This is a genomic window from Lysinibacillus sp. FJAT-14222 (assembly GCF_001278875.1).
GTDB lineage: Bacteria > Bacillota > Bacilli > Bacillales_A > Planococcaceae > Lysinibacillus > Lysinibacillus agricola.
In genome coordinates this window covers 177,709-200,156 of record NZ_LIYL01000046.1, presented here as the reverse complement: position 1 = coordinate 200,156, position 22,448 = coordinate 177,709, and the positions used below count along the sequence as shown (strand labels likewise).

At 39.4% G+C, this 22,448-nt stretch carries 27 protein-coding genes; all 27 read right to left on the bottom strand.

All coding sequences use genetic code 11. The features are described from left to right. Positions 1 to 23 precede the first annotated feature (23 nt). The 27 genes from AN161_RS19810 to rpoC all read right to left on the bottom strand — a co-directional run bounded on the left by AN161_RS19810 (position 24) and on the right by rpoC (position 22,381). Positions 24 to 209 carry a type Z 30S ribosomal protein S14 gene (locus tag AN161_RS19810; protein WP_004233656.1) on the bottom strand — a complete coding sequence of 62 codons (186 nt, stop codon included), beginning with the start codon at positions 207 to 209 and terminating at the stop codon, positions 24 to 26. Positions 210 to 230: 21 nt separating this feature from the next. Continuing rightward, the gene (gene rplE / locus AN161_RS19805; RefSeq protein ID WP_053596064.1) at positions 231 to 770 is read right to left on the bottom strand and encodes a 50S ribosomal protein L5; all 540 of its coding nucleotides are present in this window, start codon (positions 768 to 770) and stop codon (positions 231 to 233) included. A gap of 28 nt (positions 771 to 798) precedes the next feature. After that, positions 799 to 1,107, bottom strand: coding sequence for a 50S ribosomal protein L24 (gene rplX / locus AN161_RS19800; RefSeq protein ID WP_053596063.1), 309 nt, complete (start codon positions 1,105 to 1,107; stop codon positions 799 to 801). A 35-nt stretch (positions 1,108 to 1,142) separates the two neighbouring features. Then, positions 1,143 to 1,511: a 50S ribosomal protein L14 gene (gene rplN, locus AN161_RS19795; RefSeq protein ID WP_004233650.1), complete on the bottom strand. Its 369-nt coding sequence runs from the start codon at positions 1,509 to 1,511 to the stop codon at positions 1,143 to 1,145. A gap of 43 nt (positions 1,512 to 1,554) precedes the next feature. Continuing rightward, entirely contained in the window at positions 1,555 to 1,818 is a 264-nt protein-coding gene (rpsQ, locus tag AN161_RS19790) for a 30S ribosomal protein S17 (RefSeq protein WP_053596062.1), read from the bottom strand. 18 nt (positions 1,819 to 1,836) lie between these two features. Further along, positions 1,837 to 2,037, bottom strand: coding sequence for a 50S ribosomal protein L29 (gene rpmC / locus AN161_RS19785; protein WP_049662852.1), 201 nt, complete (start codon positions 2,035 to 2,037; stop codon positions 1,837 to 1,839). Further along, positions 2,027 to 2,461: a 50S ribosomal protein L16 gene (gene rplP, locus AN161_RS19780; RefSeq protein ID WP_053596061.1), complete on the bottom strand. Its 435-nt coding sequence runs from the start codon at positions 2,459 to 2,461 to the stop codon at positions 2,027 to 2,029. The genes rpmC and rplP overlap by 11 nt, the downstream gene beginning before the upstream one ends. A gap of 1 nt (position 2,462) precedes the next feature. Then, positions 2,463 to 3,116 (bottom strand): 30S ribosomal protein S3, encoded by a 654-nt coding sequence (gene rpsC / locus AN161_RS19775; protein WP_053596060.1) that lies wholly within the window; start codon positions 3,114 to 3,116, stop codon positions 2,463 to 2,465. Between the two features lie 3 nt (positions 3,117 to 3,119). Further along, the gene (rplV, locus tag AN161_RS19770) at positions 3,120 to 3,464 is read right to left on the bottom strand and encodes a 50S ribosomal protein L22 (RefSeq protein ID WP_004233639.1); all 345 of its coding nucleotides are present in this window, start codon (positions 3,462 to 3,464) and stop codon (positions 3,120 to 3,122) included. Between the two features lie 22 nt (positions 3,465 to 3,486). Next, entirely contained in the window at positions 3,487 to 3,765 is a 279-nt protein-coding gene (gene rpsS / locus AN161_RS19765) for a 30S ribosomal protein S19 (RefSeq protein WP_053596059.1), read from the bottom strand. 60 nt (positions 3,766 to 3,825) lie between these two features. Further along, the gene (gene rplB, locus AN161_RS19760) at positions 3,826 to 4,656 is read right to left on the bottom strand and encodes a 50S ribosomal protein L2 (RefSeq protein WP_036124661.1); all 831 of its coding nucleotides are present in this window, start codon (positions 4,654 to 4,656) and stop codon (positions 3,826 to 3,828) included. A 48-nt stretch (positions 4,657 to 4,704) separates the two neighbouring features. Beyond that, complete coding sequence (rplW, locus tag AN161_RS19755) at positions 4,705 to 4,989, bottom strand: 50S ribosomal protein L23 (protein ID WP_053482811.1); 285 nt, start codon at positions 4,987 to 4,989, stop codon at positions 4,705 to 4,707. Beyond that, on the bottom strand, positions 4,989 to 5,612 hold the full coding sequence (rplD, locus tag AN161_RS19750) for a 50S ribosomal protein L4 (protein ID WP_053596058.1): 624 nt from the start codon (positions 5,610 to 5,612) through the stop codon (positions 4,989 to 4,991). Before rplD ends, rplW begins: the two co-directional genes overlap by 1 nt. Positions 5,613 to 5,638: 26 nt before the next feature. Continuing rightward, entirely contained in the window at positions 5,639 to 6,268 is a 630-nt protein-coding gene (gene rplC, locus AN161_RS19745) for a 50S ribosomal protein L3 (RefSeq protein WP_053596057.1), read from the bottom strand. A gap of 43 nt (positions 6,269 to 6,311) precedes the next feature. Beyond that, complete coding sequence (gene rpsJ / locus AN161_RS19740) at positions 6,312 to 6,620, bottom strand: 30S ribosomal protein S10 (RefSeq protein WP_004233624.1); 309 nt, start codon at positions 6,618 to 6,620, stop codon at positions 6,312 to 6,314. 541 nt (positions 6,621 to 7,161) lie between these two features. Further along, positions 7,162 to 8,478: a Na+/H+ antiporter NhaC family protein gene (locus AN161_RS19735; RefSeq protein WP_053596056.1), complete on the bottom strand. Its 1,317-nt coding sequence runs from the start codon at positions 8,476 to 8,478 to the stop codon at positions 7,162 to 7,164. A gap of 176 nt (positions 8,479 to 8,654) precedes the next feature. Then, complete coding sequence (locus AN161_RS19730) at positions 8,655 to 10,613, bottom strand: ABC transporter permease (protein WP_053596055.1); 1,959 nt, start codon at positions 10,611 to 10,613, stop codon at positions 8,655 to 8,657. Next, positions 10,603 to 11,364 (bottom strand): ABC transporter ATP-binding protein, encoded by a 762-nt coding sequence (locus tag AN161_RS19725; protein WP_053596054.1) that lies wholly within the window; start codon positions 11,362 to 11,364, stop codon positions 10,603 to 10,605. The genes AN161_RS19730 and AN161_RS19725 overlap by 11 nt, the downstream gene beginning before the upstream one ends. 96 nt (positions 11,365 to 11,460) lie before the next feature. Further along, positions 11,461 to 12,477, bottom strand: coding sequence for a sensor histidine kinase (locus AN161_RS19720; RefSeq protein ID WP_053596083.1), 1,017 nt, complete (start codon positions 12,475 to 12,477; stop codon positions 11,461 to 11,463). 6 nt (positions 12,478 to 12,483) lie between these two features. Next, positions 12,484 to 13,167, bottom strand: a complete 684-nt coding sequence (locus AN161_RS19715) for a response regulator transcription factor (RefSeq protein ID WP_053596082.1) — start codon at positions 13,165 to 13,167, stop codon at positions 12,484 to 12,486. A gap of 57 nt (positions 13,168 to 13,224) precedes the next feature. Further along, the gene (locus AN161_RS29885; protein WP_158003073.1) at positions 13,225 to 13,362 is read right to left on the bottom strand and encodes a hypothetical protein; all 138 of its coding nucleotides are present in this window, start codon (positions 13,360 to 13,362) and stop codon (positions 13,225 to 13,227) included. Between the two features lie 354 nt (positions 13,363 to 13,716). Further along, entirely contained in the window at positions 13,717 to 14,904 is a 1,188-nt protein-coding gene (gene tuf, locus AN161_RS19710; protein WP_053596053.1) for an elongation factor Tu, read from the bottom strand. Positions 14,905 to 15,043: 139 nt separating this feature from the next. Continuing rightward, positions 15,044 to 17,122: an elongation factor G gene (gene fusA, locus AN161_RS19705; protein WP_053596052.1), complete on the bottom strand. Its 2,079-nt coding sequence runs from the start codon at positions 17,120 to 17,122 to the stop codon at positions 15,044 to 15,046. 48 nt (positions 17,123 to 17,170) lie between these two features. After that, positions 17,171 to 17,641, bottom strand: a complete 471-nt coding sequence (gene rpsG, locus AN161_RS19700; protein WP_025116448.1) for a 30S ribosomal protein S7 — start codon at positions 17,639 to 17,641, stop codon at positions 17,171 to 17,173. A gap of 149 nt (positions 17,642 to 17,790) precedes the next feature. Beyond that, positions 17,791 to 18,210, bottom strand: coding sequence for a 30S ribosomal protein S12 (gene rpsL / locus AN161_RS19695; RefSeq protein ID WP_008181595.1), 420 nt, complete (start codon positions 18,208 to 18,210; stop codon positions 17,791 to 17,793). Between the two features lie 98 nt (positions 18,211 to 18,308). Further along, positions 18,309 to 18,557: a ribosomal L7Ae/L30e/S12e/Gadd45 family protein gene (locus AN161_RS19690; protein WP_053596051.1), complete on the bottom strand. Its 249-nt coding sequence runs from the start codon at positions 18,555 to 18,557 to the stop codon at positions 18,309 to 18,311. A 137-nt stretch (positions 18,558 to 18,694) separates the two neighbouring features. Next, on the bottom strand, positions 18,695 to 22,381 hold the full coding sequence (gene rpoC / locus AN161_RS19685; RefSeq protein WP_053596050.1) for a DNA-directed RNA polymerase subunit beta': 3,687 nt from the start codon (positions 22,379 to 22,381) through the stop codon (positions 18,695 to 18,697). Between the last annotated feature and the right edge of the window lie 67 nt (positions 22,382 to 22,448).

Here is a 22,448-nt window from a genome sequence, read left to right as displayed (position 1 = left end):
TACCTCCTTCCCAAATTAGGGGATTACCAGCTGGCTTTTTTCACGCCAGGAATTTGTCCCTTATATGCAAGTTCTCGGAAACAAATACGGCAAAGTTTGAATTTGCGATATACAGAGTGTGGACGGCCACAGCGTTCACAACGTGTATATTCTTGCACTTTAAACTTTTGCTTACGTTGTTGTTTAACGATCATAGATTTTTTAGCCACGTTTTCGCCCTCCTTGTTTAATTACTTTTGGAACGGCATACCGAATTGTGTCAATAACTCGCGAGCTTCTTCATCAGAATTCGCTGTCGTTACGATCACGATGTCCATACCGCGTACTTTTGAAACTTTATCGTAATCGATTTCTGGGAAAATTAATTGCTCTTTAACACCTAAAGTGTAGTTACCGCGACCGTCGAATGCTTTTTTAGAAACACCACGGAAGTCACGTACACGAGGTAGTGAAATTGAGATTAATTTGTCCAAGAATTCATACATACGCTCACCGCGTAATGTAACTTTAGCACCGATAGGCATACCTTCACGTAGACGGAAACCTGCGATCGATTTTTTCGCTTTAGTTACAACTGGTTTTTGACCAGTGATAATTGTTAATTCTTCTACAGCTGCATCTAATGCTTTTGAGTTTTGAACTGCGTCACCAACACCCATGTTGATAACGATTTTGTCAACTTTCGGCAATTGCATAACTGATTTATATCCGAATTTGCTCATAAGAGCAGATGAAACTTCATTTGAATATTTTTCTTTTAGGCGGCTCATTTGTTTACCTCCCTTCTTTTTATAGAAATTAGTCGATTACTGCACCTGATTTTTTTGCAACACGAACTTTTTTACCGTTTTCGATTTTATAACCTACACGAGTCGGCTCGCCAGATTTAGGATCGATTAGCATTACGTTCGAAACGTGAATTGCAGCCTCTTGGCTTACAATTCCACCTTGTGGATTCAATTGGTTAGGTTTTACGTGTTTTTTCACGATATTCACACCTTCAACAAGAACGCGATCTTGTTTAGGGTAAGAAGCAAGAATTACGCCTTCTTTGCCTTTGTCCTTACCAGTGATAACCTTAACCTTGTCACCTTTTTTTACATGCATGCTGTCGCACCTCCTTGATTGGCACTATCATGAAATTAAAGAACTTCTGGAGCTAGAGAAACGATTTTCATGAAGTTGCTGTCACGTAATTCACGTGCAACAGGTCCGAAAATACGAGTTCCGCGTGGTGATTTATCATCACGAATAATTACACAAGCATTTTCATCAAATTTGATGTACGTACCGTCTTTACGACGTACGCCTGATTTTGTACGAACGATAACAGCTTTAACAACGTCACCCTTCTTAACAACGCCACCTGGTGTTGCTTTCTTAACTGTACAAACAACGATATCACCGATGTTAGCAGTTTTACGGCCAGAGCCACCAAGCACTTTAATTGTAAGAACTTCACGTGCACCTGAGTTGTCAGCAACTTTCATACGACTTTCTTGTTGGATCACTTAGGTTACCTCCCTTCGGAAATTGGTTGTTCCGAAATAGTTATTAAATAATAACCGCTTTTTCTACAACTTCAACTAGACGGAAACGTTTAGTAGCTGATAGCGGGCGAGTTTCCATGATACGTACGATATCACCGATTTTCGCTGTGTTTAATTCATCATGAGCCTTAAACTTTTTAGAGTATTTTACACGTTTACCATAAAGCTTGTGCTTTTTGTGAGTTTCAACTAAAACAGTTACAGTTTTGTCCATTTTATCTGAAACAACGCGGCCCGTGTAAACTTTGCGTTGATTACGCTCAGTCATACTTGAAAACCTCCTTTATCAGTTATTTGCACTGATTTCTCTTTCACGAATAACAGTCTTCATACGCGCGATTGCTTTACGCACTTCACGAATACGAGCTGTGTTTTCTAATTGACCAGTCGCCAATTGGAAGCGAAGGTTGAAAAGCTCTTCTTTCAGTGATTTCACTTTTAATTCTAATTCAGAAGTGGCAAGGTCACGGATTTCATTAGCTTTCATTAGATTCACCACCAGTTTCTTGACGTTTTACGATTTTACATTTAACAGGAAGCTTATGTGATGCTAAACGAAGTGCTTCACGTGCGATCTCTTCAGATACACCAGCAATTTCGAACATTACTTTTCCTGGTTTTACTACTGCAACCCAACCTTCAGGAGAACCTTTACCAGAACCCATGCGGACTTCTAGAGGTTTTTTAGTGTAAGGTTTGTGTGGGAAGATTTTAATCCAAACTTTACCGCCACGTTTCATGTAACGAGTCATCGCGATACGTGCAGCTTCGATTTGACGGTTAGTGATCCAGCTAGCTGTTTGAGCTTGTAAGCCCCATTCGCCGAAAGATACTTCTTTACCGCCTTTCGCTTCGCCACGCATGTTTCCGCGGTGTTCACGACGGTATTTTACGCGTTTAGGCAATAACATATTATTTGCCTCCTTCCACAGATTTCTTCGTAGGAAGAACTTCACCACGGTAGATCCATACTTTAACGCCTAATTTACCGTAAGTAGTGTCAGCTTCTGCGTGTGCATAGTCGATGTCAGCACGTAGAGTATGAAGTGGAACAGTTCCTTCACTATAGTGTTCAGCACGCGCGATATCAGCGCCACCTAAACGACCAGATACTTGTGTTTTAATTCCTTTTGCACCAGCACGGATTGTGCGTTGGATCGCTTGCTTTTGCGCACGACGGAATGATACACGATTTTCTAATTGACGAGCGATATTTTCAGCTACTAGACGAGCGTCAAGATCAGCACGTTTGATTTCGATAATGTTGATGTGTACACGTTTACCAGTTAAGTTGCTAAGGTATTTACGAAGATTTTCAACTTCAGTACCACCTTTACCGATTACCATACCTGGTTTCGCAGTGTGAATTGTAATGTTTACACGGTTTGCAGCGCGTTCGATTTCAATTTTAGAAACAGAAGCGTCTTTAAGAGCCGTTTCAATATATTTACGCACTTTGATGTCTTCGTGAAGTAGAGTTGCATAGTCTTTTTCAGCGTACCATTTTGACTCCCAGTCACGAATAATACCAACGCGCAGTCCTATTGGATGTACTTTTTGACCCACGGATTAGCCCTCCTTCTTCTCAGATACCACTAGTGTAATGTGGCTTGTGCGTTTGTTAATTGCGCTTGCACGTCCTTGTGCACGTGGACGGAAACGTTTTAATGTTGGACCTTCATCAACGAAAACTTCAGAAACTACTAAAGAGTTGATGTCAAGATCGTAGTTGTGTTCAGCGTTAGCAACTGCAGATTTTAATACTTTTTCAACGACTGGAGACGCCGCTTTTGGAGTATGACGTAAAATTGCAACTGCCTCACCAACTTGCTTGCCTCGAATTAAGTCTACTACTAGACGTACTTTACGAGGAGCAATGCGAACTGTACGAGCGATAGCTTTAGCTTGTGTCATTAGGATTTACCTCCTCTCAAAATTAGCGTCTTGTTTTCTTGTCGTCTGCACCGTGACCTTTGTAAGTACGTGTCGGTGCGAACTCACCAAGTTTATGGCCTACCATATCTTCTGTTACGTATACAGGAACATGTTTACGTCCATCATATACAGCAATTGTTAGTCCGATGAAGTTCGGGAAAATTGTAGAACGGCGTGACCAAGTTTTGATAACTTGTTTTTTCTCAGAAGCCTCTTGTGCTTCCACTTTTTTCATTAAGTGACCATCAACAAAAGGTCCTTTTTTCAAGCTGCGACCCATGTAGGAACCTCCCTCTGTGATTCCACCACGGCTCTCACATAGAACCGTAGTTTAACCACTCTATTTTTTACGACTACGGATGATGAATTTATCCGATTTGTTTTTCTTCTTGCGAGTTTTGTAACCAAGTGCTGGTTTACCCCAAGGAGTCATTGGTGATTTACGTCCGATTGGAGAACGTCCTTCACCACCACCGTGTGGGTGATCGTTAGGGTTCATTACAGAACCACGTACTTCTGGGCGTTTACCTAACCAACGGCTACGACCTGCTTTACCGATGTGTACAAGTTCGTGTTGTTCGTTACCAACTTGACCGATTGTAGCGCGGCAAGTAGCTAATACTAAACGTACTTCACCAGATTGTAGACGAACGATTACGTATTTATCTTCACGACCAAGTACTTGTGCAGAAGTACCAGCAGAACGTACTAATTGTCCACCTTTACCAGGTTTTAACTCGATGTTATGGATTGTAGTACCCATTGGAATGTTTGCTAATGGTAATGCGTTACCTACTTTAATATCAGCATCCGGACCAGATACGATTGTTTGACCAACCTCTAGACCTTTTGGTGCTAAGATGTAAGCTTTTGCTCCATCAGCGTAGTTGATTAATGCGATATTCGCAGAACGGTTTGGATCATATTCAATAGTAGCAACTTTTGCCGGAATGCCATCTTTAACACGTTTGAAATCGATAACACGGTATTGCTTCTTATGACCACCACCATGATGACGAACAGTGATTTTACCTTGGTTGTTACGACCAGCTTTGCGTTTAGTTGGTTCAAGCAATGATTTCTCAGGCTTGTTAGTTGTAATTTCCGCAAAGTCTAAAGACGTCATATTACGACGACCATTAGAGGTAGGTTTATACTTTTTAATCGCCATTGTGTTTTCCCTCCTTCTTGAGTGTTCAAATCATAAATCCATCAAGGATTACATTTCGAATAATTCAATTTCTTTGCTGTCAGCAGTTAATTTAACAATCGCTTTACGACGTTTGTTAGTGTAACCACCGTAACGGCCAACGCGTTTGAATTTACCTTTGTAGTTAAGAACGTTTACTTTCTCAACTGTTACACCAAAGATTTCTTCTACAGCGTCTTTTACTTGAGTTTTGTTAGCGCGAGTGTCTACTTCGAAAGTATACTTTTTCTCTGCCATAAGTTCTGAAGAACGCTCAGTAATGACTGGACGTTTTAAAATATCACGTGCTTCCATTATCCAAGCACCTCCTCAACTTTTTCTACTGCAGATTTTGTGAATACAACTTTATCATGACCTAATAGATCAAGAACGTTGATTCCGTTTGCAGTTAAAACTGTTACGCCAGGGATGTTACGAGCAGATAATGCTACGTTTTCATCTAGGTCAGCAGTTACGAATAAAGATTTTTTCTCTATAGAAAGATCTTTAAGGATTTTTGTAAATTCTTTTGTTTTTGGTGCTGCTAGTGTAAGAGCATCAAGAACTAAGAAGTTTTGTTCTACTACTTTAGCTGATAAAGCAGATTTAAGAGCTAAGCGACGAACTTTTTTAGGTAACTTGTAAGAGTAGCTACGTGGAGTTGGACCGAATACAATACCACCACCGCGCCATTGTGGAGAACGGATAGAACCTTGACGAGCACGACCAGTTCCTTTCTGACGCCATGGTTTACGACCACCACCAGCTACCTCAGAACGGTTTTTAACCTTGTGATTACCTTGACGAAGAGAAGCGCGTTGTGCTACTACAGCGTCGAATAATACTGCTTCATTTGGTTCAATTCCGAAAATCGCATCGTTTAACTCGATTTCACCAACTGAAGCTCCTGTTTGACTAAGTACAGATACTTTTGTCATTCCTGTTTCCTCCTTTCCTCAGGTGATTACTTAGCTTTAATTGCAGTTTTAACTGTAACTAGAGCTTTTTTAGAACCAGGAACATTACCTTTAACAAGTAGTAAGTTACGTTCCGCATCAACTTTCACGATTTCTAAGTTTTGGATTGTAACTACAGTGCCACCCATTTGACCAGGTAATTTCTTTTGTTTGAATACGCGGTTCGGAGCAACTGGACCCATTGAACCAGGACGACGGTGGTAACGAGAACCGTGGGCCATAGGACCACGAGATTGTCCGTGGCGTTTGATAACACCTTGGAAACCTTTACCTTTAGTAACACCTGTTACATCAATTACATCGCCTTCTGCGAAAATTTCTACTTTGACTTCTTGACCAACTTCGTATTCTTCCACGTTCACGTTGCGGAATTCACGAATGAAGCGCTTAGGAGCAGTGTTCGCTTTTGCTACGTGACCTTGTTCTGGTTTGTTAGAAAGCTTAACGCGCTTGTCTTCAAAACCAACTTGGATAGCTTCGTAGCCATCTGTATCAACAGTTTTCTTTTGAAGAACTACGTTTGGAGTAGCTTCGATAACTGTTACCGGGATTAAATCGCCGTTTTCAGCGAAAACTTGTGTCATACCAATTTTTCTACCTAAGATTCCTTTAGCCATTTGTCACACCTCCTGTAAGTTTTAAAAAGTTATATTTTTACCATTAAAGTTTGATTTCGATATCAACGCCAGATGGTAAATCAAGTTTCATTAACGCATCAACAGTTTGTGGTGTTGGGTTAACGATATCGATCAGACGTTTATGCGTACGCATTTCGAATTGTTCACGAGAATCTTTGTACTTGTGAACAGCACGAAGAATTGTGTACACAGACTTCTCAGTTGGAAGTGGAATCGGACCTGATACACTTGCACCTGAACGTTTTGCAGTTTCCACAATTTTCTCAGCAGATTGATCTAAAATACGGTGATCATACGCTTTTAAACGAATACGAATCTTTTGTTTTGCCATTATTTTCCCTCCTTCTCGCCTATTTTCTAGACATTCTCCACGAAAATTCTCCCACACACCGCCATGGCAAAGCGGCCGGGTGTGTCGGCAACCTCTCGTTTCATCGCAGTCAAAGACCAACATTCAACATTATATACAATAAAAAAAGAATAAGCAAGTCTTTTCGCTAAATTCTTTTAAATGTTGCTGATATTCTTGCTACTAATATTTCTCGCTTATTTAAGCCGTTTACTAGTATATAAAATTTCCATGCACATTGCAACACATAAGGCTGTTATATCAACGTTTTCGAACATTTCTAACAATTAATCAATACCATTATGTAAAAAAGCAGTCTCTAATAGTAGAAACTGCTCTTTCAATAACTTTATCCCGCGTCAACTGCCCGTAAAAGTCCGATGGTGTAAACTAATAGTCAGTAGGGATGAAGAAAATCCCCTCTGAATCAATTATGCCTCGGCCTAATTGCGTTTGGAATCGGCTTTGTGCTTGCATAAAGAATTCCTTTCCGATTCCGTGACATCCGTCGGAGGCTTTAACTTTATAAGAAGAACACACATGCAACCCAACCAAATATAATAAGTGGGATGTTAATAAAAATAAACGTTGGCACACACGTATCCCAAATATGATTATGCTGTCCATCTACATTTAAACCTGCAGTTGGTCCTAAAGTAGAGTCAGAAGCAGGAGAGCCTGCATCGCCTAAAGCACCTGCTGTACCAATCAGACAAATAATCGCCAGAGGGCTCATTCCCAATCCTTGTGCAAGGGGAACGAATAAGGTTGCAATTATTGGCACTGTTGCGAAGGATGAACCGATCCCCATCGTTACAATTAAACCAATGACCAGCATAACAAATACCGCTAAGCTCGTATTGCCTTTAAATACTGTAAGGGCGTCTGTAATTAAGCTATTAATATGACCTGTGGCATTAATAACAGATGCAAACCCATTTGCAGCGATCATAACAAAGCCAATAAAGGCCATCATTTTCATTCCCTCAGAAAGAATCTCATCTGCCTCTTTCCATTTAAGTGCGCCTGTAAAATACATAATCATAATCCCTGCAAAAGCACCTACAATCATCGAATCAGTATAAAGTTGTGCACATAGAGAGACAATTAAAGCCACAGCCGTAGAAAAAATAACAAACTTACTGACATTTACATTTAAAGACTCTGTCTCAACATCATTATTTTGATATTGTCGAGGCTTTCGATAAACGAAAAATGCTACACCTAACCCAATTAACATCCCAAGAGCAGGTATAGCCATCGCTACTGGTACATCACGTGAAGATGCCTCCATACCAGCCTGAGACACTTGGGTAGAAACGATATCTTGGAAAATAGCTCCGAAGCCGGCAGGTACGAAACTATATGTCCCTATTAAACCGACAGCGATTAATGTTGCAATAATTCGGCGGTCAACCTCTAGCATATTTAAAATCTTTAAGATCGGAGGTATCAATAATGGAATAAAGGCTATATGAATTGGAATTAAGTTTTGTGAGAAAATAGACATCATAAAGATCAGTAAGAAGATTAAGATCTTTACCAAACCTTGTCGATTACTTTTACCGTTTTTATTTAATATTTTTAAAATCCCTGCAATCATTAATTCAGGAATTCCTGTTTTTGAAATGGCAATAGCGAAACCACCAAGCAATCCATAACTTAAAGCAATCGTTGCGCCTGCTCCTAATCCTTCTGTAAATGATTGTACAGTTGCCTCAATACCCATGCCGCTTGTTAGACCTCCTGCAAAGGCCCCTAATACAAGAGAAAGAACAACATTGATACGGAGCAAGCTTAATATTAACATGACAGCTACTGCCACAATTACTGCGTTCATTTCAACACTTCACTTTCGTACACTAGATTACTAACACATTAAACTTTAATTGTCTAATAATTGAAAGTCAAGATGTTTTTATATCCCTATAATATCTTTCCAAATTATCACGACGCAAAAAAACAGTATGATCTTAAATAATCATACTGTTTTTCGAGTTTCTACCTATTTATTTGTTATAACGATTCGCGAATGACTTTTTTATAATAACCAACAGAAAGTACAGCGAAGATAGCATATAACGCTATATAGCAGCTCATAGCAATCCATAATGGTGTGGTTAACTCTGAACCGAATAAAAACCATCCCGACTTAACAGCAAAGTAACTATGGAGCAGCCCAATTATTAATGGAACACCAAAATTAAAGGCTTGTTTCATATATATACCTTTCATAATATCTTTTTCAGCGAAGCCAATTTTTCTTAATATCGTATACGAGCCTCGCTCCTCTTCAGCCTCAGACATTTGCTTAAAGTATAAAATACTACCGGTTGTCATTAAAAATGCTAAACCTAAAAATGCTGCGGTAAATATTATAATTCCTAATAATTCAATATTCCCCTTACGCTCTTCTTCATAGGATTGTATAAAGTTTTCGCCATTTGATTGCATATATAATTTCTCTGCTAGAGCTAAATCACTTTTATTCTTTAGATTTATAGTAGTTTGATTTTGCCACATATCAGGTACATCATGAGCAGCTAATTTTTCAAACAGTGCATCTGGAACTATGAAAATTGGCCCCCCAGGCCCAGAAGTAACAGTACCACTTATAATACTTTCATGTCGAACTTCTTTAACATGAAGCATTTCTTCCTTAGTCCCCTCTGGACCTCTTGGTGTGACAACTACATCACGACCCTTTTCAAGCGGAAACATCTCTGCCATATAACCACCATAGTTTGTTAATATAACATCATTATCCGAAACGGAAGCTTCAGGAACTAATTGTTGATAATCAGAAAGTGGAATTATATAAATGATTCCATCTAAACCAAAAAGGGGATTATCCTCATTTTGTTGACTTTCAGATAATAATTGTGTAAACGAAGCTGAAACACTCTGTAATCGGTAATCTCTTTTATCAAAAGCAATATTATTTTCTTCCAGCTTCTTTAAAAACTCCTGGCCCTTATCTTCAAGTAATACATAATCTCCAGGTACTTGACTATATGCCGACGATTCTGATGAATAATACGATATATATGCTAATGTTGTAAACCCAAGTGAAACACCCGTTAAAACTGTTATAAGCGTTAAGGATTTCGCATTTCCTTTCATACGATGCATAATCGGTGTTAATGCTAATACATCACGGGCAGTTAGATGTCCATTTTTCTTAAGACGAATTGAATTCATAATAAATGCTACAGAAAAACGGAAAACAAGGAACGTTCCGCCAATGGTAGTTGCTAAAATAATAATCATATTAAGCATTAAATTACCCTTAGAGTTAATATCGAAAAGCTTAGTTGATGCATAGTAGCCATATGCAATAAATACAAGTCCCAAAAAACCAACAACCATTTGTAATGGACTGAAACGTTTTACGCGCTCATCGGCTTGCTTGGAAGCACTAAATAATGATAGTAATGATACGCGGTAAATCATCCAAGCCATTTGCACAAGTACAATGACTAGTAGAATGGCAAACACTACGATAGATTGCTGTAATGCCTCTGTACTAAATGTCATCGTCACAAGTGCCTCTTTTTCGAGTACCCGCAGTAAAATCATTGCAAATAAGCGCGAACTAAAGAACCCTGCAAGCATACCCAAAACGATTGCTCCTACAAATAAGAGGATACTTTCTATTGCTAATAAGCGTACGATAAGCCCCTTTGTCATTCCTATTAGCTGATACAAGCCTATTTCCTTACTACGACGCTTCATAAATAGATGGTTGGCATATAGGACGAAAAACAAGACAATAAAGTACAGCATATATGTTGCCGCAGCAAAACCTGCTTTGGCCGTACCGCTCTGGTCTACTGTATCGAGCACTTCAGCATTATTTTGCAATGTCACAAAAGAAAAATATAAAGTAACACTAAAAATAAGTGCGAAAAAATATAAATAATAATGCCTCATATTTTTCTTCATGCTGCGTAACACGAGCTTACTAAGACTCATAGCCGTCACCGCCTAGCACACTTTGCGTATGCATGATTTCTTGAAAAAATGCCTGTCTCGTTTTATCTCCTTTATATAGCTCACTATAAATGAGTCCGTCCTTCAAAAATAAAACACGTGTACAAAAACTCGCTGCTACCGCATCGTGCGTAACCATCATAATCGTTGCTTTCTTTGATTCATTAATACTTTGTAGATTTTTTAAAAGTGCTGTGGCTGATTTTGAGTCAAGTGCACCTGTAGGTTCATCGGCAAATACAAGTGAAGGATTTGTAATTAGTGCCCGAGCCGCCGATGTACGTTGCTTTTGACCACCTGATATTTCGTTAGGGTATTTATTTAAAATCTCGGCAATACCTAATAAATGTGTAAGCTCCTTTACACGACTCTCTGCAACAGCCATTGGTAGCTTACCAATGGCTAATGGTAATAGAATATTTTCTTTCACTGTCAATGTATCCAATAAATTATAGTCCTGAAATATAAATCCTAATTGCTCGCGACGGAAATTAGCCAGCGCCTTCTCCTTCATACCACGTAAGTTTTGACCATTTATTTCAATAACACCTTCTGTTGCAAAGTCAATCGAACACAAAACGTTTAAGAGTGTTGTTTTCCCAGAGCCTGAAGGTCCCATGATGCCAACAAATTCACCTTTATTCACTTCTACATCAATACCCTTTAAAACCTCTTGGGCTGTTGATTTTTTACCATATACTTTTTTTACTTTACGACCAATTAAAACTGCCACTTGTAAACGCCCCTTTCTATAGTTCAAGTGTACCCTGCCTTCTTCGCCAATTCGTGCGTTTTACATGACAATATAAAAAGGTAGGTGACAATTTCGTCATCTACCTGTTAGTTTGACATATTCATTTTGTAATGGAAAACGTAATGTAAATATTGAGCCTTCGCCAACACTTGATTGGACAGTAATACGGATGCCAATTTTCTGCGCCACATTATGTGCTAAGTATAGACCCATACCTGTTGATTGTGCAGATTCTCTTCCGGCTGTCCCAGTATACGACTTCTGAAAAATTCGAGGTAGATCCTCTCTACGAATACCAATGCCTGCATCTTTTATATGTAGTAGTGTCGCTCCAGTTACATCTACTTCCGTAAATATTAATACTTCTGAATTTGCAGGACTATATTTAATCGCATTGGATAGAATTTGTCGAACGATAAAGGCTAACCATTTACTATCCGTCGTCACATTCTCAGTTAACTCATCAACATCAAAACCAATGCCTTTTTCAATACACCATGCCTGCATAGCTCTTATTTCTTTATAGACAACGGTTCTTAGCTCAATATCCATCATATAATTATCTTTTTCAATAGACACAAAACGCGTTTGATGTAGCTGCTGATCAACCAATAAATGCAGTCTAAGCCACTCAGTCTCTAATTTACGACGTAGAGCTAAATCCTCTACATGATCCAGCATCAAGTTAATTGATGTTAAAGGTGCCTTTACTTCATGAACCCATGCTAGGAGCTCATCTGAATACTCCTGTAGCTGTACCTTTACTTGATTTAATTCTGTATTCTTATCATAAATAACATCTTCAATTTTCGTAAGGTATGCCGTTTGAAAAGGTGATATAGCCAAATTTTTGCTATGTACATCATCAAGTTGGCTTTCTACATTTCCCAGGAAATCTCTTAGCTGCCTTACTTCAACTACATATCGCCAAATAAGAAAGACCATAAAACTAATCAACACGCTAATATTCATATACCAAATAGATATTCCCTCTAATCCAGCGTCTAAAGAAAATAAAACATTGATCATCACGATGATAAAAGCAAAAAAGCCTATCCATGCGAGGCGTTCTCTTAAAAATAAAATGAGCATTGTCAATCACGTCCCTTGTGTTACAGCCATATAACCAAGTCCCTTTTTAGTTAAAATCACTTCTTGTAAACCTATATCCTCAAGCTTAGTACGTAATCGATTAACATTTACCGACAATGTATTATCATTGACAAAGCGTTCATCGTCCCATAACTTTCTCATCAAATCATCTCTAGATACAATTTGATCGGCTTTCTCTACTAAAATACGTAAAATAAAGAGTTCATTTTTAGTTAATGAAGCAAGCTTACCCTCATACATAATCTCACTGCGTGCATAGTCAATAACTGCACCATTAAATCGTGTGACATCCATTGATTCTTCTACATAATCATATGTCCGACGTAAAATAGCTTGTACCTTTGCAAGTAATACCTCCATATGGAAAGGTTTTTGTACAAAATCATCTGCGCCCATTTGCATTGCCATGACCATATCCATTGGGTGGTCCCGTGAAGATAGAAAGAGAATTGGCACCTTTGAGATATGACGAATTTCACGACACCAATGAAAGCCATCATAAGCAGGTAGCTGAATGTCAATCAATACAAGCTGTGGCTTTTGTTCAATAAAATCATCCATCACTTTTTGAAAATCTTTAGGACCCACAACCTGAAGCGACCATTGTGCAAAACGTGTCTGAATCATTTCGAAGATTGATGGATCATCTTCTATCAACAATATTTTCATCTCCACTTGCAAATTCTCCTTCCACGAAGTGTTCTTATGTATTAAATAGGCTCATCGTCATAACGTGAGGTTGATTTCCGCTCCGGCTGGGCGCTTTGTTGCTGACGCTTCGCTTTCGCACAGATAAAACATTTGCCGCTGACGCTTCGCTTTCGCGCAGAGCAGAGCTTCCTGGGGGCGTCCGATGAGCCCCAAGGAGTCGCCCAGCCGGAACGAAAATCAACTTATATACGGGATACATTTTTAACAAATGTTACCCTAACTTTCTGAAGATAAATATTTAAAAGGTTGGTAGATATTAAAAGGTGTACCATTCTACACTCTAAATGCTGCACTTGCTTTTAATTTCAATCCCTGCTATTAGTTTTCACCTCTAGCAGGGATTGAAAAAATCGCTATTTCTGCTTTTTTGGTATTTCGCCAATTATGTATACATAAAATAATCTAATTCAAGTAAAATTATCAAATGTTCTTTACTCATTTTAACATAAAAAACCAATCTGTAAGCGTCCCTACAGATTGGTTTTGAAAAATTAGCTTGCGCTAAAATTATTTTTGGATAGAAGCAACTACGCCAGCGCCTACAGTACGGCCACCCTCACGGATAGAGAATTTAGTACCTTCTTCAAGAGCGATTGGAGCGATAAGTTCTACTGTCATTTCGATGTTATCGCCAGGCATTACCATTTCAACGCCTTCTGGTAAGTTACAGATACCTGTTACGTCAGTTGTACGGAAGTAGAACTGAGGACGGTAGTTAGAGAAGAATGGAGTATGACGGCCACCCTCTTCTTTTGATAAAACGTAAACTTCAGCTTTGAAGTTAGTGTGTGGAGTGATTGAGCCTGGTTTAGCTAATACTTGACCACGTTGGATTTCTTCACGAGCTACACCACGAAGTAAAGCACCGATGTTGTCACCAGCTTCAGCGTAGTCTAATAATTTACGGAACATTTCAACGCCAGTTACAGTTGTAGATTTAGCTTCTTCAGCGATACCTACGATTTCAACTACGTCACCAACTTTAACTTGACCACGTTCAACACGGCCAGTTGCAACTGTACCACGACCAGTGATTGAGAATACGTCCTCAACTGGCATCATGAATGGTTTGTCAGTTTGACGTTCTGGAGTTGGGATGTAAGAGTCTACAGCGTCCATTAATTCAACGATTTTTGCTTCCCATTCTGCTTCGCCTTCAAGAGCTTTAAGAGCAGAACCTTTGATTACAGGAATATCGTCGCCTGGGAAGTCATATTCAGATAGTAGGTCACGGATTTCCATTTCTACTAATTCTAATAATTCTTCGTCGTCAACCATATCACATTTGTTCATGAATACTACTAAGTATGGAACACCTACTTGACGAGATAAAAGGATGTGTTCACGAGTTTGTGGCATTGGGCCATCAGCAGCAGATACTACTAAGATACCGCCGTCCATTTGTGCAGCACCAGTGATCATGTTTTTAACATAGTCAGCGTGTCCTGGGCAGTCAACGTGTGCATAGTGACGAGTATCAGTTTCGTATTCTACGTGAGAAGTATTGATTGTGATACCACGTTCTTTTTCTTCTGGAGCGTTATCGATATCAGCGTATGATTTAGCTTCTCCACCCATTTGTTTAGAAAGAACTGTTGCGATTGCAGCAGTTAAAGTTGTTTTACCATGGTCAACGTGTCCGATTGTACCAATGTTAGCATGCGTTTTTGAACGGTCGAATTTTTCTTTAGCCATTAGAGATTGCCTCCTCAAAATTATATGTTTATATTTTTAAAAAAATTATAGAATGATTGCTGATAGCGAACGGGCCCATCCGCCATCCCACAATCATAGCTTACAAATTAGTTATACTTTATGCAAGATGAAAATTCAATTATTCACCTTTATTTTTTTTGATGATTTCAGCAGCGATTGATTTCGGTACTTCTTCATAATGATCGAATGTCATTGAGAATACACCACGACCTTGCGTTGCTGAACGAAGAGTTGTTGCGTAACCAAACATTTCCGCTAAAGGAACCATTGCACGAACAACTTGAGAGTTACCGCGAGCATCCATACCCTCAACGCGTCCGCGACGAGAAGTAATGTTACCCATGATATCACCAAGGTACTCTTCTGGAATTACAACTTCAACTTTCATCATTGGTTCTAAAATAACTGCATCACATTGTTTCGATGCTTCTTTAAGAGCCATAGATGCAGCAATTTTAAACGCCATCTCATTCGAGTCAACGTCATGGTAAGAACCGAATACTAATTTCGCTTTAATGTCGATTAGTGGGTAACCAGCTACTACACCGCGGTCAAGAGAGTCACGAAGACCAGCTTCTACTGCAGGAATGTATTCACGAGGTACTACACCACCAACGATAGCGTTTTCGAATTCAAAGCCTTTACCTTCTTCATTTGGAGAGAACTCAATCGTTACGTCTCCGTATTGTCCACGACCACCAGATTGGCGAGTGAATTTACCTTGAACTTTTGCAGAGCTACGGAATGTTTCACGGTAAGATACCATTGGAGCACCTACGTTAGCTTCTACTTTAAATTCACGGCGCATACGGTCAACTAAGATATCAAGGTGAAGCTCACCCATACCTGAGATGATTGTTTGTCCAGTTTCTGTGTCAGTGTGAGCACGGAAAGTTGGATCCTCTTCTTGAAGTTTTTGTAAAGCTTGACCCATTTTATCTTGGTCAGCTTTTGATTTTGGTTCTACAGAAAGAGAAATTACTGGCTCAGGGAACTCCATTGATTCAAGAATAACTAGGTTTTTCTCGTCACATAAAGTATCACCAGTAGTAGTATCTTTAAGACCTACTGCTGCTGCGATGTCCCCAGCAAATACTTTAGAGATCTCTTCACGAGAGTTTGCGTGCATTTGTAGGATACGGCCTACACGCTCACGTTTACCTTTAGAAGAGTTTTGTACGTATGAACCTGATTCTAATGTTCCAGAGTACACACGGAAGAAAGTTAATTTACCTACGAATGGATCAGTCATAACTTTGAATGCAAGAGCTGAGAATGGCTCTGCATCAGAAGATTTACGTACTAACTCTTCGTCACCATCAACTGAAGTACCGTTGATTGCTGGTACATCAATTGGAGATGGTAAGTAATCTACAACTGCATTTAACATTGGGCGTACGCCTTTGTGTTTGAATGCTGTACCACAGATTACTGGGTAAAATTCTACTGCGATCGTAGCACGACGGATAGCCGCTTTAAGTTCAGCAACAGTGATTTCTTCGCCTTCTAAATATTTTTCCATGATATCTTCATCAACACTTGCAACAGCATCGATTAATTTTTCACGGTATTCTTCAGCTTGTTCGCGGTATTCTTCAGGAATTTCGCCCTCAGTTACTGCTGTACCTTTTTCGTCGCCGTAGAAAGTAGCTTTCATTTCAACTAAGTCAATGATTGCTGAGAACTGGTCTTCAGCTCCGATAGGTAATTGGATAGGATGAGCGTTTGCTTGTAAACGATCGTGTAGAGTTCCTACAGAATATAGGAAATCTGCTCCTGTTTTATCCATTTTGTTAATGAACACGATACGTGGAACGCCGTAAGTTGTAGCTTGACGCCATACTGTTTCAGTTTGAGGTTCAACACCAGATTGAGCATCAAGAACTGTTACAGCACCATCAAGTACGCGTAGTGAACGTTCAACTTCTACAGTGAAGTCTACGTGTCCAGGAGTATCGATGATGTTTACACGGTGGCCGTCCCATTGAGCTGTTGTTGCAGCAGAAGTGATTGTGATACCACGTTCTTGCTCTTGCTCCATCCAGTCCATTTGAGAAGCGCCTTCATGAGTTTCACCGATTTTGTGAATCTTACCTGTGTAATAAAGGATACGCTCAGTTGTTGTTGTTTTACCAGCATCAATGTGAGCCATGATCCCAATATTACGTGTATTCTCTAGGGAGAATTCGCGTTTCATTAGGTATTTCTCCTTCCATATTGAGCATATGCGATGTTTAGATATTAATTACCAACGGTAGTGAGCGAATGCTTTGTTTGCTTCCGCCATTTTGTGCATATCTTCACGTTTTTTAACTGATGCACCTGTGTTGTTAGAAGCATCAAGGATTTCGTTAGCTAAACGTTCTTCCATCGTTTTTTCACCACGAAGACGAGCGTAGTTAACTAGGTAACGAAGACCTAAAGTTGTACGACGTTCTGGACGTACTTCTACTGGCACTTGGTAGTTAGAACCACCAACACGGCGAGCGCGTACTTCAAGAACTGGCATTACGTTATTTAGAGCAGCTTCGAATACTTCAATTGGATTTTCACCAGAACGTTCTTTAACAATTTCGAACGCACCGTATAAAATCTTTTGAGAAGTACCTCTTTTACCATCAACCATCATTTTATTAATTAAACGAGTTACTAGTTTTGAACTATAAATTGGATCTGGTAACACGTCACGTTTGGAAACAGGACCTTTACGAGGCATGTGTTTTCCTCCTTTCGAATAGTTATCGATTTATTTTATAAGAATTACCTTGTCATAGTTGCCGGGCAAATTTCCAATCTGCTAGCAAGATTGAAAATTTGCGACTACTACTTCAAGTCCATTATTAAGCAACGCTCAATAATGTTAAATTATTTTTTTTCTTTAGGGCGTTTTGTTCCGTATTTAGAACGTGATTGTAAACGACCGTTTACACCAGCTGTATCAAGAGCACCACGTACGATATGGTAACGAACACCCGCTAAGTCTTTTACGCGTCCGCCACGGATAAGAACAACACTGTGCTCTTGTAAGTTGTGGCCTTCACCTGGGATATAAGCTGTAACCTCGATTTGGTTAGTTAAACGTACACGAGCGTATTTACGTAACGCTGAGTTTGGTTTACGAGGTGTCATTGTACCTACACGAGTACAAACTCCGCGTTTTTGTGGAGATTTAACATCAGTTAAAGATTTTTTAAATGAGTTATATCCTTTGTTTAACGCTGGTGATTTTGATTTCGTGCTTTTAGATTGACGAGGCTTACGTACTAATTGGTTAATTGTAGGCATCGATTTTTCCTCCCTTCATTTATTCCTTGTTAATACCACACATCCAGGTGGTTCATTTTTTGGGTAAAAACAAAGTCTTTGTGTTTAATACACAAAAACTACTCTACAGTAATCGCAACTACCGCAGCTCCAACATGGATTCCACAGGCCTTGCCCAGTTCCTTTTTCGACTCAACAAGAATAACTGGTATACCAATTTCTCTCGCGAAAGATATGGCCGAATCGGTTACCCAATTGTCTGCATCGAGTGCCACAAAAAGTTCTTTCACTGAACCGGCTCGTATTGCTTTTACTGCTTGCTTTGTACCTATGATTGTTTGACTAGCCCTTACTCTATCATAAGACATTTTCATATCCTCCAAAGTACAGACAGTTAACTATCAACCTTCAATATATTATCATTACCAATTTCGACTGTCAACTCATATCTTTAAAAAGTCCGAAGAGATGATGAAAAAACATCCCCTCGGCACTTATTTAATGATTATTCAGCAGAAATTAGATTTTCTGTGTCAAGCTCATCTTTTTCAATACGGATTTGACGGTAACGTTGCATACCAGTACCTGCAGGAACAAGTTTACCGATAATTACGTTTTCCTTCAGACCTAGAAGTTCATCACGTTTTCCTTTAATAGCAGCATCCGTTAACACACGAGTTGTTTCTTGGAATGATGCAGCAGATAAGAATGATTCTGTTTCAAGAGAAGCTTTTGTAATACCTAGGATAACAGGACGACAAGTTGCAGGGTTTTTGCCTTTTAACACAGCATCTGCATTTGCTTCTGAGAATTGGTGGATGTCTAGTAATGATCCTGGTAATAATTCTGTATCACCAGCTTCAATTACACGTACTTTACGAAGCATTTGGCGAACCATTACCTCGATATGTTTATCTCCAATTTCTACCCCTTGCATACGGTATACTTTTTGTACTTCTTTTAATAGATATTCCTGAACTGTTGAAACGTCTTTAACTTTTAACAATTGTTTTGGATCGATAGAACCTTCTGTTAATACTTGACCACGTTCTACAAAGTCGCCTTCTTGTACTTTCAGACGAGCATTGTAAGGCGCTGCGTATTTACGTGTTTCTACTTCACCTTCAATTGTAATCTCTTTTAGACCTTCACGAATTTCAGTGATGTCTGAAACAGTACCTGCGATATCAGAAATAACTGATTGCCCTTTAGGATTACGTGCTTCAAAAATCTCTTGGATACGTGGAAGACCTTGTGTAATATCATCCCCGGCAACCCCACCTGTATGGAATGTACGCATTGTTAATTGTGTACCTGGTTCACCGATTGATTGAGCCGCAATAATACCAACTGCTTCTCCAACTTCAACCTCTTCACCTGTTGCTAAGTTCATGCCGTAACATTTTTTACATACGCCATGTTTTGTATTACATGTAAACGCAGAACGGATTGTCACTTCTTCGATACCTAGCTCTATAATGATACGAGCAATATCTTGATCGATTAATCCGTCTTTTGCTAAAATCACTTCGCCTGTTTCTGGATGATAGATTGTTTTCTTCGTATGACGACCAACAATACGTTCGTCTAACGCTTCGATTAACTCTGTACCTTCCATTAACGCTCCAATTGTTAAACCGCGGTCAGTTCCACAGTCATCTTCACGAACGATAACATCTTGTGCTACGTCTACTAGACGACGAGTTAAGTAACCTGAATCGGCAGTTTTCAGGGCTGTATCGGCAAGACCTTTACGAGCACCATGTGTAGAGATGAAGTATTCCAATACCGTTAAACCTTCACGGAATGATGATTTGATTGGAAGTTCGATGATACGACCAGCCGGGTTGGCCATCAGACCACGCATACCTGCTAACTGAGTAAAGTTAGATGCGTTACCACGGGCACCTGAGTCAGACATCATAAAGATTGGGTTTGTTTTCTCAAGCGACTTCATTAGCTTCGATTGAATTTCATCTTTCGCAGCACTCCAACTTGAGATAACGCGATCATAACGCTCATCTTCTGTGATGAAACCACGACGGAATTGCGCCTGAACTTTATCTACTTTTTCTTGAGCTTCCGCTAAGATTTCACCTTTATCTGGTAATACGACGATGTCAGATACACCTACAGTGATACCAGCACGTGTTGAATATTTGAATCCTAGGTTCTTCATGCGGTCAAGCATTTTAGATGTTTCAGTGATGTGGAAACGTTTAAATACTTCAGCAATGATATTACCTAAGAATTTTTTACGGAATGGGTTTACAACTGGTACCGATGCAAAGTGTTTGCGTAGCACAGCTGTGCGTTGTGCTTCCACTTTACCTTTTTCATCAAGCCCATTATATGCAGCATCTGCTTCAAGCTCTTTTAACGTTTCTTCATCAATTGTTAAGTTAACAAAGTATTTGTCTGGTGTTTCTTGCTCTAAGTTGAAATCAGTTGGCTCGTTAATGTATGGGAATGATTTCGGCAAGATTTCGTTAAAGATTACTTTACCAACAGTCGTTAATAGGAACATATTATTTTGTTCTTCAGTAAATGTTGGATTATTTAGCGAACTTGCTTTAATTGCAATACGAGTATGCAAGTGAACATGACCTGTATCATAAGCAATTAATACTTCATTTGGCCCATAGAAAATTGTTCCTTCGCCGCGAGCTGCTTCACGCTCAAGCGTTAAGTAGTAGTTTCCTAATACCATATCTTGAGATGGTGTTACAACTGGTTTACCGTCTTTCGGGTTCAGGATATTTTGTGCAGCAAGCATTAGAAGACGAGCTTCTGCTTGTGCTTCTGCTGATAATGGTACGTGAACCGCCATTTGGTCACCATCGAAGTCAGCGTTATAAGCTGTACATACTAATGGGTGAAGACGAATAGCACGACCTTCAACTAGTGTTGGTTCAAACGCTTGAATCCCAAGACGGTGAAGCGTTGGTGCACGGTTTAGTAATACTGGATGCTCGCGAATCACATCTTCTAAAACATCCCATACATCGTTGTTTAAACGCTCAATTTTACGTTTAGCTGATTTAATATTATGAGCAAGACCACGTTCTACTAACTCTTTCATTACGAAAGGCTTGAATAGCTCAATTGCCATTTCTTTTGGTAGACCGCATTGATACATTTTTAAGTTTGGACCTACTACGATAACCGAACGACCAGAGTAGTCAACACGTTTACCAAGTAAGTTTTGACGGAAACGACCTTGTTTACCTTTCAGCATATGTGAAAGTGATTTTAATGGACGGTTACCAGGACCTGTTACAGGACGACCACGACGACCATTATCAATTAATGCATCAACAGCTTCTTGTAACATACGTTTTTCGTTTTGTACGATGATACTTGGAGCACCAAGATCTAGTAAACGTTTCAAACGGTTATTACGGTTGATTACACGACGATATAAATCATTTAAGTCAGAAGTAGCAAAACGCCCACCATCTAATTGCACCATCGGACGAAGCTCCGGTGGAATAACTGGTAGTACATCTAAAATCATCCATTCAGGAGAGTTGCCTGAGTTACGGAATGATTCAACAACTTCAAGACGTTTAATTGCACGAGTACGACGTTGACCTTGTGCTGATTTCAACTCTTCTTTTAAAGATTGAGTTTCATCTTCAAGATCAATTTTGCCTAGCAATTTCTTAATTGCTTCTGCACCCATAGACGCTTCGAATGTGTTACCGAATTTTTCACGGTATGCACGGTACTCTTTTTCAGAAAGTAGTTGTTTACTTTCTAAGTTTGTAGCACCTGGCTCAATTACAACGTAGGATGCAAAGTAAATTACTTCTTCTAATGCACGTGGGGACATATCTAAAATAAGACCCATACGGCTAGGAATACCTTTGAAGTACCAGATATGAGAAACTGGTGCTGCTAATTCGATGTGGCCCATACGTTCACGACGAACTTTCGCGCGTGTTACTTCAACTCCACAACGATCACAAACTACGCCTTTATAGCGTACACGCTTGTATTTACCACAATGACATTCCCAATCCTTAGTTGGACCGAAAATACGCTCACAGAATAAACCATCTTTTTCTGGTTTTAATGTACGATAGTTAATTGTTTCAGGTTTTTTAACTTCACCGTATGACCAAGAACGAATCTTGTCAGGAGAAGCTAAACCAATTTTCATATATTCAAATTCATTAACGTCTATCAAGGAGCCTACCTCCCTCTAGTATAGGTCTTTAAAAAGACTCTTTTACGCAGCTCGATAATCGTTTGCA